12 protein-coding genes are annotated in these 15,963 nt (G+C 70.5%); 3 read left to right on the top strand and 9 right to left on the bottom strand.

The window, feature by feature from the left end; genetic code table 11:
* Positions 1-58: 58 nt before the first annotated feature.
* Positions 59-2,137 carry an elongation factor G gene (locus tag ACZ5MC_RS14060; RefSeq protein WP_306601129.1) on the bottom strand — a complete coding sequence of 693 codons (2,079 nt, stop codon included), beginning with the start codon at positions 2,135-2,137 and terminating at the stop codon, positions 59-61.
* Positions 2,138-2,407: 270 nt separating this feature from the next.
* Between ACZ5MC_RS14060 and ACZ5MC_RS14055 the strand changes: the two genes are divergently transcribed.
* On the top strand, positions 2,408-5,074 hold the full coding sequence (locus ACZ5MC_RS14055) for a M66 family metalloprotease (RefSeq protein ID WP_464517790.1): 2,667 nt from the start codon (positions 2,408-2,410) through the stop codon (positions 5,072-5,074).
* A gap of 7 nt (positions 5,075-5,081) precedes the next feature.
* Here the strand turns inward: ACZ5MC_RS14055 and ACZ5MC_RS14050 are convergent, their stop codons facing one another.
* The 7 genes from ACZ5MC_RS14050 to ACZ5MC_RS14020 are packed head-to-tail and all read right to left on the bottom strand — an operon-like array spanning position 5,082 to position 13,470.
* Positions 5,082-5,768: an HAD family hydrolase gene (locus ACZ5MC_RS14050; protein ID WP_306601127.1), complete on the bottom strand. Its 687-nt coding sequence runs from the start codon at positions 5,766-5,768 to the stop codon at positions 5,082-5,084.
* Between the two features lie 48 nt (positions 5,769-5,816).
* Entirely contained in the window at positions 5,817-6,332 is a 516-nt protein-coding gene (locus ACZ5MC_RS14045) for an inorganic diphosphatase (protein WP_306601126.1), read from the bottom strand.
* A 30-nt stretch (positions 6,333-6,362) separates the two neighbouring features.
* Entirely contained in the window at positions 6,363-7,430 is a 1,068-nt protein-coding gene (locus ACZ5MC_RS14040; RefSeq protein WP_306601125.1) for a sensor histidine kinase, read from the bottom strand.
* Positions 7,427-10,024, bottom strand: coding sequence for a HEAT repeat domain-containing protein (locus ACZ5MC_RS14035; RefSeq protein ID WP_306601124.1), 2,598 nt, complete (start codon positions 10,022-10,024; stop codon positions 7,427-7,429). Before ACZ5MC_RS14035 ends, ACZ5MC_RS14040 begins: the two co-directional genes overlap by 4 nt.
* Positions 10,021-10,680: an HD domain-containing protein gene (locus ACZ5MC_RS14030; protein WP_306601123.1), complete on the bottom strand. Its 660-nt coding sequence runs from the start codon at positions 10,678-10,680 to the stop codon at positions 10,021-10,023. The genes ACZ5MC_RS14035 and ACZ5MC_RS14030 overlap by 4 nt, the downstream gene beginning before the upstream one ends.
* A gap of 5 nt (positions 10,681-10,685) precedes the next feature.
* Positions 10,686-12,170 carry a histidine ammonia-lyase gene (hutH, locus tag ACZ5MC_RS14025; RefSeq protein ID WP_306601122.1) on the bottom strand — a complete coding sequence of 495 codons (1,485 nt, stop codon included), beginning with the start codon at positions 12,168-12,170 and terminating at the stop codon, positions 10,686-10,688.
* A 19-nt stretch (positions 12,171-12,189) separates the two neighbouring features.
* Complete coding sequence (locus ACZ5MC_RS14020; protein WP_306601121.1) at positions 12,190-13,470, bottom strand: MFS transporter; 1,281 nt, start codon at positions 13,468-13,470, stop codon at positions 12,190-12,192.
* 152 nt (positions 13,471-13,622) lie between these two features.
* Between ACZ5MC_RS14020 and ACZ5MC_RS14015 the strand changes: the two genes are divergently transcribed.
* Positions 13,623-14,045, top strand: coding sequence for an SRPBCC family protein (locus ACZ5MC_RS14015; RefSeq protein WP_464516088.1), 423 nt, complete (start codon positions 13,623-13,625; stop codon positions 14,043-14,045).
* Positions 14,046-14,056: 11 nt separating this feature from the next.
* Here ACZ5MC_RS14015 and ACZ5MC_RS14010 read toward each other — a convergent pair whose 3' ends face one another.
* A complete protein-coding gene (locus ACZ5MC_RS14010; protein ID WP_464516087.1) occupies positions 14,057-15,217 on the bottom strand; it encodes a pyridoxal phosphate-dependent aminotransferase in 1,161 nt (386 codons plus the stop codon).
* 24 nt (positions 15,218-15,241) lie between these two features.
* Here ACZ5MC_RS14010 and elbB point away from each other — a divergent pair, with 24 nt between their 5' ends.
* A complete protein-coding gene (elbB, locus tag ACZ5MC_RS14005) occupies positions 15,242-15,922 on the top strand; it encodes an isoprenoid biosynthesis glyoxalase ElbB (RefSeq protein WP_464516086.1) in 681 nt (226 codons plus the stop codon).
* Positions 15,923-15,963: the final 41 nt, after the last annotated feature.

Raw genomic sequence — 15,963 nt, 5'->3', positions numbered from 1 at the left:
GCCTAAGCCAAAACGGGAGGGACCGCGAGGTCCCTCCCGTTCCGGAAACGCATTGGGCCTAGGCTTCGGCCAGCGCCTTCTTCCGGGCCTCGACCACCTTGTCGGCGTCGCGGCCTTCCAGCTCCTGCAGGTGGTGGAAGGCCCAGGTGAAGGAGCCCACGCCCTGGGTCTGGCTGCGCAGCTCGACGATGATGCCCTGGAGCTCGCTCTGGGGCAGGTAGCCGTCCACGATGTCCCAGCCTTCCCAGCCCGGCTTGGCGTCGAAGCCCAGGATCTGGCCGGCGCGGTGGCTGGTGATGATCTTCTGGGCCTTGGAGGTGTGCTCGGAGGGCACCGAGATGTGGATCTCCAGGATGGGCTCGAGCAGCACGGGGTTGCACTGGGGCAGGCCCTCGTTCATGGCCACGCGGGTGGCGGCCTTGAAGGCCATTTCGCTGGAGTCCACGGTGTGGAAGGACCCGAAGAAGAGCACGGCCTCCACGTCCACCATGGGGAAGCCCAGGGGGCCCTGCTTGGCGAATTCGTGGAACCCGTTCTCCACGGCGGGGATGTAGTTCTTGGGGATGACGCCGCCGACGATGGTGTCGGAGAACTTCAGGCCCTCGCCGCGCTGCCGGGGCTTGAACTCGATGTGCACGTCGCCGAAGGCGCCGTGGCCGCCGGACTGGTGCTTGTAGCGCCCGTGCTGCTTGACCGGCTTGCGGATGGTCTCGCGGTAGGGGATGGTGGGCTGGGCGAAGGTCACCTCGACGCCCCAGCGCCTGATGCGGTCCAGGGCCACCTTCAGGTGGATCTCGCCCTGGCCCCAGATCACGCGCTCCTGGGTCTCGGCGTTCTGCTCGATGGTGAAGGAGGGATCCTCGTCCACGAGCTTCTGGATGGCGGTGGAGAGCTTGACCTCGTCGCCGCTCTTGGCGCAGCGCACGGCCAGGGCGGTCATGGGCTGGATGGGGTCGGGCCAGGGCAGCTCGACCGGGGCGTTGAGGGTGAGGCAGTCGCCGGTCCTGACGGTCTCCATGCGGCCCAGGGCCACGATCTCGCCGGGTCCGACCTTGACCACCTTCTCCTGCTTGGCGCCGAAGGGCCGGGTGAGGGAACTGGGGCGGCCGGCGGCGAAGGCCATGCCTTCCGTGACCTCCCCGTGCCACACGCGGGCCAGGGACAGCTTGCCCACGTGCTGGGCGTTGAGGGTCTTCCACACCTGGACGAGGACGTCCTTGCCGGCGGGGATGCCCAGGCGCGCGGCGGTGTCGGCGGGCTCGGGGCCCTCGTGGCGCAGGAGCTTGAGAAGCCGGCGCACGCCCAGGTCCTTGTCGGCCGAACCCAGGAGCACGGGCACGATCTGGTCCCCCCGGAAGCCGCGGGTGAGGGTGGCGAACACCTCCTCGCGGGTGGGCACCTGCTCGTCCAGGAGCTTTTCCATGAGGGCGTCGTCCAGGGTGCTGATGGCTTCCAGCATTTCCTGGCGGGCCAGCATGGCCTCCTCCTTGATGGAGTCGGGGATGGGGATCTCGTCGGAGGGATGTCCGGGGTTGGCCTTGAAGGCCCGCTCCATGCTCAGTTCCTCGTACCCCGTGATGAAGCTGCCCGCGTGGATGGGATACTCGCGCAGGACGAGGGGGTGGGGGCTCATGGGCTGCAGGGCGCGCAGGGTCTCGGCGATCTTGCCCGGGTCCGTGAGGCTGTCCACCTTGTTGAGGAAGATGGTGTGGGGGATGTTGTGGTCGTCGAGCAGCTTGAGGATGGGGGCGGCCATGGGCGCGCGGGTGGGGTCGGCCTCGCACACCACCACGGCGGCGTCGGCCACCATCAGGGCGTTGATGCTCTCCTGGCTGAACTCGACCGATCCCGGGCAGTCGATGAAGGTCCAGGTCTCGCCCAGGTAGGTGGCGGTGGCGACCGAGGCCTCGACGCTCATCTGGCGTGCCTTGGCCTCGACCGATGCATCGCCGACGGTGTTGCCCTCCTTGACGGTCCCCTTTCTGGGGATGGCGTTGGCCGCGAAGAGGAGGCTTTCGAGAAGGGTGGTCTTCCCGGACATGTACGGCCCGACGATGGCCGCAACACGAGGGGCTGATTGGGGCTTTGGCACGGGTATCTCCTTGGTTTGGCTTTTGAAGGAAATGGTTGATGCCATCTTTTCGTCACGGCGGCCCAAAGGCAACCAAAAAGCTGGGGCCCGGAAAAACCGGGCGCAAGGTGTGCTTGAAATCCGGAGCGAGCGGGTCTCAACTATTGAGCCCCCTCCCATGTCCATTCGGCGGAAGGGGCCGGGATGCCCATGAATTCCCTGTATAACGATGGATTCTGAATGTTTTATTGGGGGGTGCCCATGCCCTGCATGATTCGTTTCAGCCATCCCGCAACACGCTTCCGGGCCGCGCTTTCCGGCGTTATTCTGTTGGCCGTGCTCGCGTGCGGCGGCGGAGGTTCGCCCCGCGCGGCCACTGAAGCCGTGGTGCCCTTCTCCCTCGCCAGTCCCTCCCTTTCCATGGAGGTCGGCCAGGACGGAACGGAGACCGTCACCCTCACCCGCGCGTCCGGCTTCACGGACGCGGTGGCGTGCTCGGTGGTGGCCAGCACGTTGCCCGCCGGCGTGAAGGCGGCCTTCGCCCCGGGCTCCACCACCGGCACGACGGCTGAACTGACGGTGCAGGCCGGCTACCCCGATCCCGCGGACGTCACCGGCAAGACCCGGGTCCTGCCCACGGCGGGCACCTACGCGATCACCCTCCAGGGCGTCAGCGGTTCCGCCACCGCCAGCGCCACCCTGCACCTCACCCTCACGAGCCCCACGAGGGCCTTCGCCTTGAGCTGGGTGGACAGCTCCGACACGCTCGACGACAGGGAGGTCATCTCGCTGGCCAGGGGCTCCAGCGTCACCCTCAACTTCGCCCCGTACAACACCAACACCCTGGTCTCCTACGCCGGAGGAACCAAGGCGGCCCTCGCCGCCACGGGGCTTCCCGCGGGCCTGGCCGTAGCCTTCGCGGACAACCCGGCGGAGCTGGACTATGTCACGACGGTCACCCTCACCGCGGCATCCACCCTGGCGGACGGGACCTACGCCTTCTACCTCACCGGCACTGTGGGCACCTCCGTGACGTACCTGCCGGTGGAGGTGTACGTATCGTCCACGACCTTCTGGATCCAGGCTCCGGCCGCGGTGAGCGTGGTGAAGGGCGGGACGCTGAAGGTGCCGGTTTCGCTGGGGCACAACGGCACCTACTTCCAGGACGCCGGCGGCGGCGATCCGGTCTACCTGGGCACCACCGCCCTTTCCGCGGGGCCCGTCGCCGGCCTGCCGGCGTCCTTCGACACGCCCTCCTCCACCGCCCTGGCCAGCGCCAACCTGACCATCGACGCCACCGCCGCCGCCCTGGGCACCTACGCGCTGCCGCTCGTGGCCACCCGCACCCAGGGCACCGCGGTCACCAGCACGGCCACCCTCCAGGTCACCGTCACCGACCCGGTGGGTCCCGCCTCCTACTGGCTCGAGGATCTGGAATGGGGCCAGACCGTGCTCAGGTCCGGCCTGCCCCTGGTTCCCGGCAAGCCGGCGCTGCTGGCGGCCCGCATCCTGGCGGACCGCGCCGGCATAGGCGCCCCCGCCTTCACCGCCACCCTGAAGAACGCGGCCGGCTCCACCCTCGACACGCTCACCCTCGCGGGTCCGGCGGCCCTCCCCACGGCCGTGGCCGAGGGCGACCTCGCCAGCGCCTACACCGCCGAGGTCCCGGCCGCGGACCTGGTGGCCGGGATGACGGTGGTGATCTCCGGCGGCGCGCTCTCCCAGACGCTCACGCCCGTGGTGGACGGCACCGGCTACCAGCTGGACCTGGTGCTGGTGCCCGTCGTCCACCAGGGCGCCGCGCCGGTGCTGCCGGCGGCCGCAGGGATCGCCTCGGCCATCAAGGCGGTGTGGCCCGTGAAGGCCGTGGCCACGTCCTTGCGCGCCGCCTACACCACCTCCACCGTCATCGCCACGCCCCCCGCCAAGGGCTCCACCGCCACCGACAACAGCTACTACGGCTGGGCCGGTATCCTGGACGAGCTCGTGGCGCTCAGGGCCGTGGACGGGAGCGCCGCCAGCTACTTCGGCTTCATCGACCTGGGGCTTCCGTCCAGCTGGACCGGGTCCAGCATCGTCGGCCTCCACCTGCAGGGCCAGGGTGTGGGGCTCGGCATCGACACGACCACCGGGGCGCGGTTCGGCGCGGGTCAGGCCGTGGCCTCCATGGTCCACGAGATCGGCCACGGCTTCAACCTCTCCCACACCCCCGGCGGCGGCGCCGGCACGCCGCAGCTGAACTACCCCTACGCCGGCGGGGGCATCGGCACCTGGGGCTACGATCCCGCCACGTCCAGGTCCTACGCGCCCGCCACGTACGCCGATCTCATGAGCTACCTCGACACGGTCTGGGTGTCGGACTGGAACTACCTGGCCGCCATGACCTTCATCGATTCCATCGGCGCCAGGGGCGGCGCCGTGGTGTCCGCCGCCGCCACCGCGGCCACCCGCACCCTGGTGTCGGGCTGGATCAGCCCCGGCGGGGAGATCCACCTGTCCCCCACGGAACTCGTCTCCGGTCCCGCCATCGTCCCCAGGGCCGGCACCCACGAACTCACGGTCACGCGCGCTTCCGGCTCCAGCACCGTCCGGTTCGGAGCAAGCCGCATCCAGGACCTCCCGGAGGGCTTCCGCCACTTCGCGTTCACGCTGGACGGCACCGACGAGATCAGGAACCTGGAACTTCGCCCCCCCTCCGGCGCCGCCCTGCGCAGGGTCCCCCGGGAAGCCGCCGCGGCGCGCCGCACGGCCCTGGCCTCCGAAGTCGCCTCCGGCGCCCTGGTGGCCGAGGAATCCGGAGGCCGCCTGAAGCTCACGTGGGACGCCGCAGCCAACCCTTATGCCACGGTGCTCCACGTGGGCGGCGCGACCACCGCGTTGGCGATCAGGCTAACGGGCGGAAGCGCGTCACTGCCCCTCGCGGATGTGCCTTCGGGCGGCACCTTCCTCGTTCGATTATCGGATGGTCTTAACCCGATCGAGGTCCGGGTGGCCAGGCCGTGAAACGGCCCTATTCCGACTTCGAGAACGCGTCGTGGATCTCGGACCCCGGCAGCGAGGTCTTGAACCATTCGTCCAGCGCGGCCGGCGTGCCGAAGAGCTTGTCCGCACCCGCGTCCTGGAGCTCCGAAGCGGTGCCGAAGCCGTAGGTGACCCCCAGGGGAATGAGCCCGTTGGCCTTCCCGGAGGCCATGTCGTCTGCCCGGTCGCCGACCATGTAGCCGCCGGGCTTCACCACGCCCTGGAGCCGGAGCTGGGTCAGCACCTCGCTCTTGGATTTGTAGCGGTCCTTGGGGGCGGTGCCGAAGACCTCGTCGAAGCTCAGCAGGAGGTCGAACTCGTGGAGCACCCTGCGGGCGTAGCGGGTGGGCTTCACGGTGACCAGGTGGAGGCTGTGGCCCTGGCGGCGGAGCCGGGTGAGCATGAGGGGGATCCCCTCGTAGACCCGGTGCTTGGCGATGCCCGATTCCCCGAAGTGGAACCAGTACCGGGCGATGGCCTCGTCCAGGCGCGCCGGGTCCGCCAGGCCGGGCAGGGACGCGAAGAGCTCCCCGGGCCCGAAGCCGATGAAGCGGCGCACCAGGTCCCGGGCGGGGGCGGGGATGCCCAGTTCGCGGCAGGTGAGTTCGATGCAGTGGACCATCGCCCGGAGCGGGTCCACCAGGGTGCCGTCGAGATCGAAGCAGATCAGACCCATGCACGAACCTCCTCTTGGAAGGGGGCCGCGGGGCGCCAGCCCTTTGGCCTAATGTCGATACGCCTGGATGCATTCCTCGATGAAGGCCAGGGCCTCGGCCTTGCCGGCCCAGCCGCCGCTGATGACGTCCTTGGATTCGAGGTTCTTGTACGTGAGGAAGAAGTGCTCCACTTCCCGGAGGAGGTGGGGCGGGAGGTCGGCGAGGGTGTCCACGTGCATGTAGTTGGGGTCCGAGGCCGCCACGCTGAGGATCTTGTCGTCCTGGCCCATGTCGTCGGACATGCGGAGGATGCCGATGGGCTTGGCCTCGATGATGACGCCGGGGTAGGTGGCGCCCACGATGAGCACGAGGATGTCGCAGGGATCGCCGTCGGGGGCCAGGGTATGGGGGATGAAGCCGTACTCGGCGGGGTAGTGGATGGGGGAGTAGAGCACCCGGTCGACCTTCACGAGGCTGGTGACGTGGTCGATCTCGTACTTGATCCGCGAACCGTAGGGGATTTCGACGACCGCGTTGACGATCTCAGGCGAATTTTTCCCAGGTCCGATCATGTGAAGCGACATGTTGCCTCCGAACTCTCCATGGTGCCATAGTCAGGCCCCCGCGGGGAGCCGGAGATGGACCTTGGTTCCCTGGCCCAGGCTGCTCTCGATGTTCATCAGGCCCGAATGGGCCATCAGGATCCGGTGGCTCACCGCCAGGCCCAGGCCCGTGCCGCCCCCGAAGGTGGTGTAGAAGGGGTCGAAGATCCGCGCCAGGGCGTCGGCCGCGATGCCGCACCCGTTGTCCTCCAGGGTCAGCCGCCAGTGGGGCCTGCCCCCCACGTTCTCCCGCACCGCGGTGAGGCCGAGCCTGGGCGAGGGGCGTCCGTCCAGGGCGCGCAGGCCGTTCTGGAGGAGGTTCACCGCCACCTGGCGCAGGAGGTCGGGGTCCGCGTGCCAGGTGGCCGCCTGGGGGACCCGGTTCTCCCACTGGACGTCCTCGGGGAGGCTGGTGGACTTGCGGACGTTCTCCCAGAATTCGGCCAGGGCGAAGGGCCTGGGCTTGGGGCTGATGTCCCGGCTGAAGGTGAGGGTATTGGCCACCAGGGTGTTCAGGCGCTGCACGCTGTCCTGGATGTGGTGGGCCAGCTCGGCCTGGGCCGGCATGTGCTGGAGGTCCTCCACCAGCATCCCCGAGAAGAGCGAGAGGCTGCCCAGGGGATTCCGGATCTCGTGGGCCAGTTCCGCGGCCATGAGGCCCATGGCCTGGAGCCGCTCCTCCCGGCTGGCCTGCTCGGCCCTCAGGTGGGCCTCGGTGACGTCCCGGAGGCTGATGATCTGGCCGGTGTCGGTGGGGCGGCTCTCCTGCTCCATGAAGCGGTCCTGCCCGTCGTCGCCCTTGAACCGCCGGAGGCCCAGGGGCGCTCCGGGCTCCCAGGGGTCGGGCCCGTCCAGGAAGGAGCCGCCCAGGCCCCGGTTGCGGTTGGTGAAGCGCAGCTCGCCGCCGGGCCCCACCACCCAGATGGCGTAGGGGACCGTCTCCAGGACGGTCTGGAGCTCGTTGCCCAGCTGTCCGAGCTGGTCCTGGAGGGATTCGTAGCGCTGCTGGAGCTGTTCCGAGGCCTGCGTGAAGGCCGCGAAGGCCTCCATGAGCTGCTGGGGCTCGGGCAGGACGGTCACCGGAGGCTCTGCTCGAGGACCTGCTGGAGGAGGGGCCGGTCGGTGTTCCGGGGCTCCTTGGCCACCAGGGCGCGCAGGGAGCCCAGGGCCACCGGGGTGCCCAGGGCGGCCAGGGCCTTGCAGGCCGCGACGCGGATCCCGGTGGGCTCGGCGGTGGTGAAGATCCGGCCCCTGCGGCGCACGAGCTCCTCCAGGAAGGGCAGGGCGGAGGGGTCCCCGATGGCGCCCATCACCTCGGCGGCCCGGGTCCGCAGCTTCTCGGGCATGCGGTGGTCGGTGGCGAAGGCGCCCAGGGTGGGGATGGCCGCGGCCGACCGGATCTGGCCGAAGGCGAACATGATCTCCAGCATCGTGTCCGGGTCCGCGTGCGCGAAGGCCGCGATGAGGGCGGGCATGGCCACGGGGCCCCCCACCTTCCAGACGGTGCGCACCGCCGCGCAGCGCACCCGCACGTCCCGGTGGGCCAGGCAGGCCTCGGCGGGCTTGAGGGCCGCCAGGTCCCCCATGTCGGCCATGAGGTTGAGGGTGTTGCGCACCAGGAACCACTTGGGGGATTCCAGGGACTCCACCACCGCGGGCAGGGCCAGGTCGCCCAGGCCGCGGATGACCTCCATGAGCCGGGAGCGCCGCTTGCGGTCCTGCTCCTCGCCCAGCACCTCCACCAGGGCCTGGGCGGCGGGCATGCCCACCTTCTCCAGGTAGGGGATCAGCTCGTTGAGGAGGGTCTCGGGGTTGGAGGTGTGCACCAGCTCCATCACGCGGGCCAGGGAGGGGGGCTGGGCCAGCCTGTCCCAGAGCCAGGCCAGGGCGTCGGTGCGCCAGGGCTCCTTCGATTCCAGGAACATGACCAGGGCGTCCAGTTCCAGGAGGAGGGCATGGGCGTGGCCGGGCTCGCCGCGCTGGACCATCTCGTCCAGGGCCGTGCCCAGGGCCTCGGTGGTGACGTGGTGCACCCGGGGCATGCGCTCGGAGCCGAAGTGCCCGGTGAGGCCGCCCAGGAGGGGCAGCTCGCATTCCGGGGGGATGCCGGGCACGGACAGCCAGTGGGCCACGCCCGCCAGGGTGCGGGCCGCCATCTCCCGGCGGTGGGCGTCGTCGCTGGTGAGGCTTCTGATCACCTCGTCGAGGATGGTGCCGAAGGTGTCCAGGCGGCCTTCGTCCAGCAGCTTGCGGAGGAACCGGAGGCGCTGGTCGTGGCTGAGCTTCCAGAGGTGGTCGTGCTCGGCGACGAGCCGGAGCTGCTCGTCCACGCCCATGGTCTCCCAGTCCATGCGGGAGACCAGGTCGTGGAGGTTTTCCAGGCCGAGCCCGCGGTTGCGCAGCTCGGTCTCCAGGGCCGCCAGGAGCCCCTGGAAGGAGGGGGAACCCTGGAGGATCCCGTGGAGGTGGTCCTTCAGCCCGTCCCAGGTGTCGCCCTGGCCCGCGCCCTGGGCCAGGAGCGTGGCGGCGGCGTGGGCGAAGAGCTCCGGGGCGAGGGCCTGGAAGCCCATGCGCAGGCCCGCGGGGGAATGGGGCAGGGTGTCCAGGCCGGCCACCACGGACAGGAGGGCCCCGGGGGGCAGCTCCTTCAGGGCCGTGCGCAGGCCCTCCATCTGCTGGGCGGTGGGGAAGCCGTCCCCGAACCCCATGCTGGACAGCGAGCCCGCCAGGAACGAGAGATCCGTCGGGCCGGTCTTCTCCAGGAAGGCCAGGTCGGCGGCGACGGCGGGGGCGGGGCCCCCGGGGCCGCCGGCGGCGGGTCCCCCGGAACCCGAGCCGCCTTCGCCGCCAAGGGTGCCGAAGCCGATGCCGGGGCCGCCGTCGCCGGCGGATTCGGGGCCGTCCGTGCCGGGGCCGCCGGGGCCGATGCCGCCGGGGCCGGGGCCGCCCGAGCCGAACTCCTGGGTGCCGGGGCCCCCGAAGCCGGGGGCGCCCAGGCCGGGGCCGCCGAAGCCCGGGGCGCCGGGTCCGGCTCCGGGAGCGCCGGTGCCCTGGCCGTACATGCTGGCCATCTTCTTCTCGTGCAGCTTGCGGAACTCGTGGCGCCACTGCTCGACCATGGCCTGGAGGGCGTCCAGGGTGGGCGCGGGGGGGGCCTTGGGGGCGGGCTCGGCCTGGGGCTGGGCGCCGGCGGGGATGGTCACGGGCCGCATGGCGGGGCCGGCGTCGGACTGCGTGCCGCCCTCCCCTTCGCGCACCTCGCGGTACTGCACCTGGCCCATCTGGACGTGGGGCAGGTTCTTGTCGGCGATGATCCGGCCGGCGCCGCCCATCTCCTCGATGCGGGCGGGTTTCAGGATGAGCAGGTCCAGGAGCTCCTCCACCTCCCAGGCCTCGATTCCCCGGCTGAAGATGATTCCCGAGATCTGCCGCTCCGCGAGGAGCTTCCCGGTGCTCGTGAGGTGGACGCCCTGGCCCTCGAAGGGCTGGCCGTCCACGAACATCCGGCCTCCGGAGGTGGCGATGTGGAGGGTGGGACTGTCCTCGAGCCAGTCCTCGATCTGCATCGTCAGGGCCTCCATGGACCCCTTGGCCCGCGGATGCGCGGCGGTGTACATCAACCTCGTCTTGAGGGCCATTTGAAGAGTCTGCAGGAGTTCCGGGAAGTCGCTCATGGCGTGGCGGGCTCCATGGGATCGCTCCACTCGCGGCGGAGCTGTTCGTAGTAGGTCTCGAGGAAGGCCAGGCGGCGCAGGGCCTCGGCGCGCCCGGCCTCGGTGTTCATGCTGCCGGCGATGCCCCTGGCCAGGCCCAGCCAGTGCTGGCCCCGGGCGAGGATGCCGGAGGTCTCGACGGGGTCGAAGGCCCCGGCGATGCAGTTGTAGTGCACGAGGCTGGCGGCTCCCAGCTTGCTGAGCTTGTCGGCGTCCCAGAGGCAGGCCGTCTCGACGGGCTCGAGCCTGCGGGTCAGCTTGAGGCCGACGTGATGCTCGATGGCGTGGCGGACCGCGGGGATCTTCCCGGGCGGGAAGTCCGTGCCCCGGAGGATGTCCTCCACGGCGTCGCTGGCCTCCTGGGCATGGTGGTCCTTGGCCCGGGGGTCGTTGAGCACCTTGCGGCAGTCATGGAGCCAGGCCGCGCACTCCACCGTCTCCAGGTCGGCCCCCACCAGGGGGGCCAGCCATTTCGCGATCTTCACCGCGGCCAGGGTGTGCTCGAACCGGTAGTCGAAGATGGGCCTGGAGCCGTGCGAGGCTCCCCAGAAGCGGATGGCGTCCGCCCGGGTCTGGGCCCCCAGGGCCTCCTCGCATCGCTCTCTCCAGGGGATCATGACGGTCATTCTCCCACATGCACCCGCAAAGCGTCAGCGGCGTGTGCGATCTCCTCGTACATGGGGCGGTCGTTCCAGGGGGGGCAGGCCGCGGCGAGCCGCTCCATGAGGGGGGCGAGGCCCCTGGCGGGGGCCATGCCGAGGATCCGGACCCCTTCCAGGGCCATGCGGGCCTCCAGGGCGAGCACCTGCTCCAGGGCGTCCACGGCCCGCATGAGCTTGCGGGCGGCGATGGGGCCCATGCTCACGTGGTCCTCCTTGCCGGCGCTGGTGGGGATCGTGTCGACGCAGGCGGGGTTGGCCAGGCCCTTCATCTCCGAGACCAGGGCCGCGGAGGTGACGTGGGCCATCATGAAGCCCGATTCCAGGCCCCCCTCCCGGGTGAGGAAGGCCGGCAGGTCGGAGTAGGCCGGGTTCACGAGCCGCTCCTGGCGCCTTTCGGAGATGCTGGCCAGGTCGCAGGCGGCGATGGCCAGCAGGTCGCAGGCGAAGGCGGGGTACTGGCCGTGGAAGTTGCCGCCGCTGCGGCTCTCCTGGGTCTCCGTGAAGATCATCGGGTTGTCGGTGGCGCTGTTGAGCTCGCGCTTGAGGATGTCCCCGGCGAACTGGAGGGCGTCCCGGGTCACCCCGTGCACCTGGGGGATGCACCGCAGGGAGTAGGCGTCCTGGACCCGGGTGCAGTCCTTGTGGCTCTCGGCGATCTCGCTGGTCTCGCCCAGGATCTCCAGCATGTGGGCGGCCACCTGGATCTGGCCGGGATGGGGGCGGGCCTGGTGGATGCGGGGGTCGTAGGGGGCCCGGGTGCCCCGCAGGGCCTCCAGGCTCAGGGCGGCGATCTCGTCGGCCAGGGGCACCAGGTCCATGAGCCGGGCCACGGCCAGGTTTCCGAGGGCGGTGATGAGCTGGGTGCCGTTGATGAGGGCCAGGCCCTCCTTGGGCTCCAGGGTGATGGGCTTGAGGCCGGCCTTGGCCAGGGCCTTGCCGCCGGGGATGTGGGCCGTGCCGTCCCAGGCCAGGCCTTCGCCCACCAGGAGGAGGGCCATGTGCGCCAGGGGGGCCAGGTCGCCGGAGGCCCCGACGCTGCCCTGGCAGGGCACCACGGGCAGGACGTCGCGGTTGAGGCAGGCCGCCAGGAGGCGGATGGGCTCGGGGCGGATGCCCGAGTGCCCCTTGAGCAGGCAGTTGATCCGCGCGGCCATGAGCGCCCGGGTCTGGTCCTTGGGCAGGGGCTCGCCCACGCCCGCGGCGTGGCTGCGCACGAGGTTGAGCTGGAGCTGCGCGAGCTGGTCGGGGGGGATCACCACGGTGGCGAACTGGCCGAAGCCGGTGTTGATGCCGTAGACCGTCCTCCCCTCGTCCAGGATCCGCTGGATCACCTTCCGGTTCTCCGCCACGCGGGCCAGGGCCTTCTCGTCCAGGGTGACGGCGGCCCCCCGGGCGATGCCCCTCAGGACGCGTGCGTCAAGGTCGTTTCCGTTCAGGCTGGTCATGCATTCTCCGTTGGAAGTGTCAGATGGGGTCTTCCTCGGGCTGCGGCGCCGGCGTCCGGAGGAGCCCGATGGCCACCACGAGGCCCAGCGCCAGGCATCCCGCCGCCACCCAGTAGGGCGCGGCGAAGCCGAACTTGGCGAAGGTGTAGGTGCCCAGGAGCGGACCCACGATCCTTCCGATGGTGGACATGGATGTGATAACGCCGAATAGGCCGCCCTGCTCGTCCCGGGGGGTGATCTGGCTGGCCAGGGCCGAGGTGGCGGTCTGGTTCATGCCCGAGCCCCACACCAGGGGGACCATGACCAGGAGGAAGGGCGCCTCCCAGGGGGCGTAGGGGATCAGGGGCAGGCTGCAGGCCATCATGGCCAGGCCCGCCAGCTGCGCGACCCGCTCGGGGATGCGCTTGGCCACGACCCGCACCAGCCCGCCCTGGTAGATGACGATGAGGATGCCCACGAAGGCGAACAGGTAGCCCACGCCCCTCTGGCTGAAGTTGAACCGCCTGGCGCAGAGGAGGGCGTAGGTGCCCTCCATCATGGCGAAGCCGGTCATGGCCAGGAAGGCGATGAGGAGTATCTGGGGCATCCCGGGGCGCTTCAGGGCGTGCACGAGGGCGTGGCCCCGGCTCTGGACCTTCCTTGCGTGGAGCCTCGCCTCGGGCGTGAGGGTCTCCGGGAGCAGGACCAGGACGAGCATGGACGCGATGAAGCTCATGCCGGCGGCGACGAAGAAGGGCAGGTGCCAGCCGTGGGCTGCGAGCATCGCCTTGCCCGTGGCGGAGCCGGAGAGGATCCCGGCCAGGGCCGGGCCCAGGACGAACCCCAGGCCGAAGGCCGCCCCGATGATCCCCAGGGCCTTGGAGCGCTCCTGGGGCGAGGAGGAATCCGCCATGGCCGCCTGTGCCACGGAGATGTTGCCCCCCGTGACGCCGTCCAGGACCCGGGCCGCCAGGACCCATTCGAACCTCCCGGTCATGGCCATGAGGAGGTAGGCCGCGCAGGTGCCCATGAGGGACATCCAGAGCACGGGCCTGCGCCCCACCAGGTCCGACACCCGCCCGAGGATGGGCGCGGAGATGAACTGGGCGATGGGGTGGATCACCAGGACCACCCCGGCCCAGAACACGAAGGGGGAATCCTTGAGGTTGAGCGCGTGGTTCACCCAGTCCATCCAGGGCGAGGGGTGCAGCGCCAGGTTTTTCGCATAGAGCGGGAGGATGGGAATGACGATGCCGAAGCCGAGGAGATCCACGACGACGGTGCAGAAAATGGCCAACTGGGCCCGTTTTGATGGCTGCATGACTTCTCCAACCTTCTAACATACAGAGTCGGAGCCTCCCTTTCACCTGCGGCGATTTCCCCCTTACCCCGCGGGGCGGATTCATGGTTATCTGGAAGTGCCATGAATTGAACGGACTGTATGAGCTATTACTAGCTGGGGGAACGGCAGCGATGGTCGGTTGGCATGCGGAGCATACCCTGGACACCTCGGCGGAACCCGGGGCGGTCTGGGCCAAGCTGGAGGAGGTATCCGCCTGGCCCCAGTGGGACACGGGCATCACCTACGCCGAGCTTTCGGGCCCCTTCTCCTCGGGGACCCTGGGGCGCATGAAGCTCCGGGGCGAGGGCTCCCGCACCTTCCGCCTGGCCCGGGTGGAGGTGCAGGCCTCGTTCACGGCCCTGGTGAAGCTGCCCCTGGCCGAGATCCACCACACCCACGCGCAGGAGGCCTGCGACCTGGGCACGCGCATGACCCATTCCATCGAGATAACCGGCCTGCTTTCATGGTTCTATGCCCTCACCCGGGGCCGGACGCTGCGGGAGGGCCTGGCCCCCGGCATGCGCACCCTGGCCCGCATGGCCTCAGGTAAATAATTAAAAAATAATCATTCCGGGCGGACGCCGTCGAGAATTTCCCCCACCCTCGCGATGCCCTCTGGGAATTCCGCGGGCAGGAGGCTGCACACCAGGTGCCCGTCCCCCGGCAGGTCGAAGAAGTGCCCGGGGTGGATGAGCACCCCCGCGTCCCGGAGGATGCGCAGGGCCAGGTCGTCTCCCGGTTCCAGGGCGGGTACGCGGAGGATGGCCGACCAGCCCCCCTCCACCCGGGCCCTGCCGAGGGAGGGGCGCCGGGCGAGTTCCGCGTCCAGGGCGGCCAGGTTCGACCTCAGGCGCGCCAGGAGCCCGGCCTGGATGCCCTTCGCAAGGCCCAGGAGGGCGCCGGCGGCGGCCAGGGCCGGGGCGGACACGGACAGGTACTGGTCGGCGATGAAGGCCAGGGGCTCCAGGCAGGCCCGGGCGGGTCCGCCCCGGGCGGCGATCCAGCCCAGCTTCACCTGGGGCAGGGCCGCGATCTTGCTGAGGCCCGAAAGCACGAAGAGGGGGCAGGGCGGGTCCGCCTCCGCAAGGGCGCTGGGGAGGTGGTCCGGCGCAGGCTCCAGGGCGTAGTCCGCGAACACCTCGTCCACCAGGAGCGCGAGGCCCCGCGCGGCGCAGAAGGCCAGGAGCTCCCGCCACTCCCCCCGGGACAGGAACTGGCCCGTGGGGTTGTTGGGGTTCACCACCACCACCGCCCGGGTGCGGGGGGTCACGGCCCCGGCCAGGGCCTGGAAGTCCAGGTCCCACCGGTCCGAGCGCAGGGCCGGCACCTGCCGGGCCTCCACGCCCTCCAGGGCCGCCAGCCAGTGGAAGAGGGGGTAGCTGGGCGAGGGCACCAGGACATCGTCCCCGGGGTCGCACAGCAGCTTGAAGAGCCAGGAGTAGGCCTCGGAGGTGGAGGCCGTGAGCACCAGGTCCCCGGGGTCCAGGCCGTGCCAGGCCGCCACCGCCTCCCGGGCCCGGGCCGGACCCCGGGGGTCCGGGTCGTACGAAAGGACCGCGGGCGAGGACAGCGCCGCCAGGATCTCCGCCTCCGGGTAGGGGACCCCGCAGCGGGTGGGGTTGGAGGAGGTGAGGTCCAGGAAGGGGCGCCCCTCCCGGCGGAACGCGGCGATCTCCCGGGTAAGGGGATTGGACTCGAACGAGCCGGGGAGGCGTCTGGATATCATGGATAGAGGATACAGGAGGCGGTCATGGCCAAGGTTCCCAACGTCGCAGTGCTTCTCTCCGGATGCGGCCACGTGGACGGCGCGGAGATCCGGGAGGCGGTCTTCACCCTGCTGGCCCTGGACCAGCACGGGGCCCGGGTCACGTGCTTCGCCCCGGACGCTCCCCAGGCGGAGGTGGTGGACCACCGCACCGGAACCCGCAAGGACGCCGTGCGCAACGTCCTGGAGGAGGCCTCCCGCATCGCCCGCGTGGGCAAGTGCATGGACCTGGCCAAGGCCGACCCCGCGCAGTTCGACGCCCTGCTCCTGCCCGGGGGCGCCGGCGTCGCCAAGAACTTCTGCACCTTCGCGAGGGAGGGCGCGGCCGGAACGGTGCGCCCCGACGTCCTGAAGTTCGCCTCGGCGTTCTTCGAGGCCGGCAAGCCCGTGGGCGCCATCTGCATCGCGCCGGCCCTGGTGGCCATGGTGCTGTCGGCCCTGGGCCGCAAGGGGACGCTGACCCTGGGCTCGGGGGAGGGCGTCGCCGGCGCCGTCGGGAAGCTGGGCGTCACCCACAAGGCGGTGCCCTCCGCGCGCGAGATCGTCATCGACGAGGGCCTGAAGCTGGTGACGACCCCCGCCTACATGTACGACGACGCCCGCATCTCGGACGTCTGGACGGGGATCGAGCGGTGCTGCGCCGAGGTGCTCGCGCGGGTGCAGTAGCAATCCACGGCCCCATCCTCGTTCATCGCAACCAGTCGGGT

Source organism: Mesoterricola sp. JemC181 (assembly GCF_055384585.1).
The sequence above is the reverse complement of the archived record's forward strand: the minus strand, read 5'-3'. Positions and strand labels throughout refer to the sequence as shown.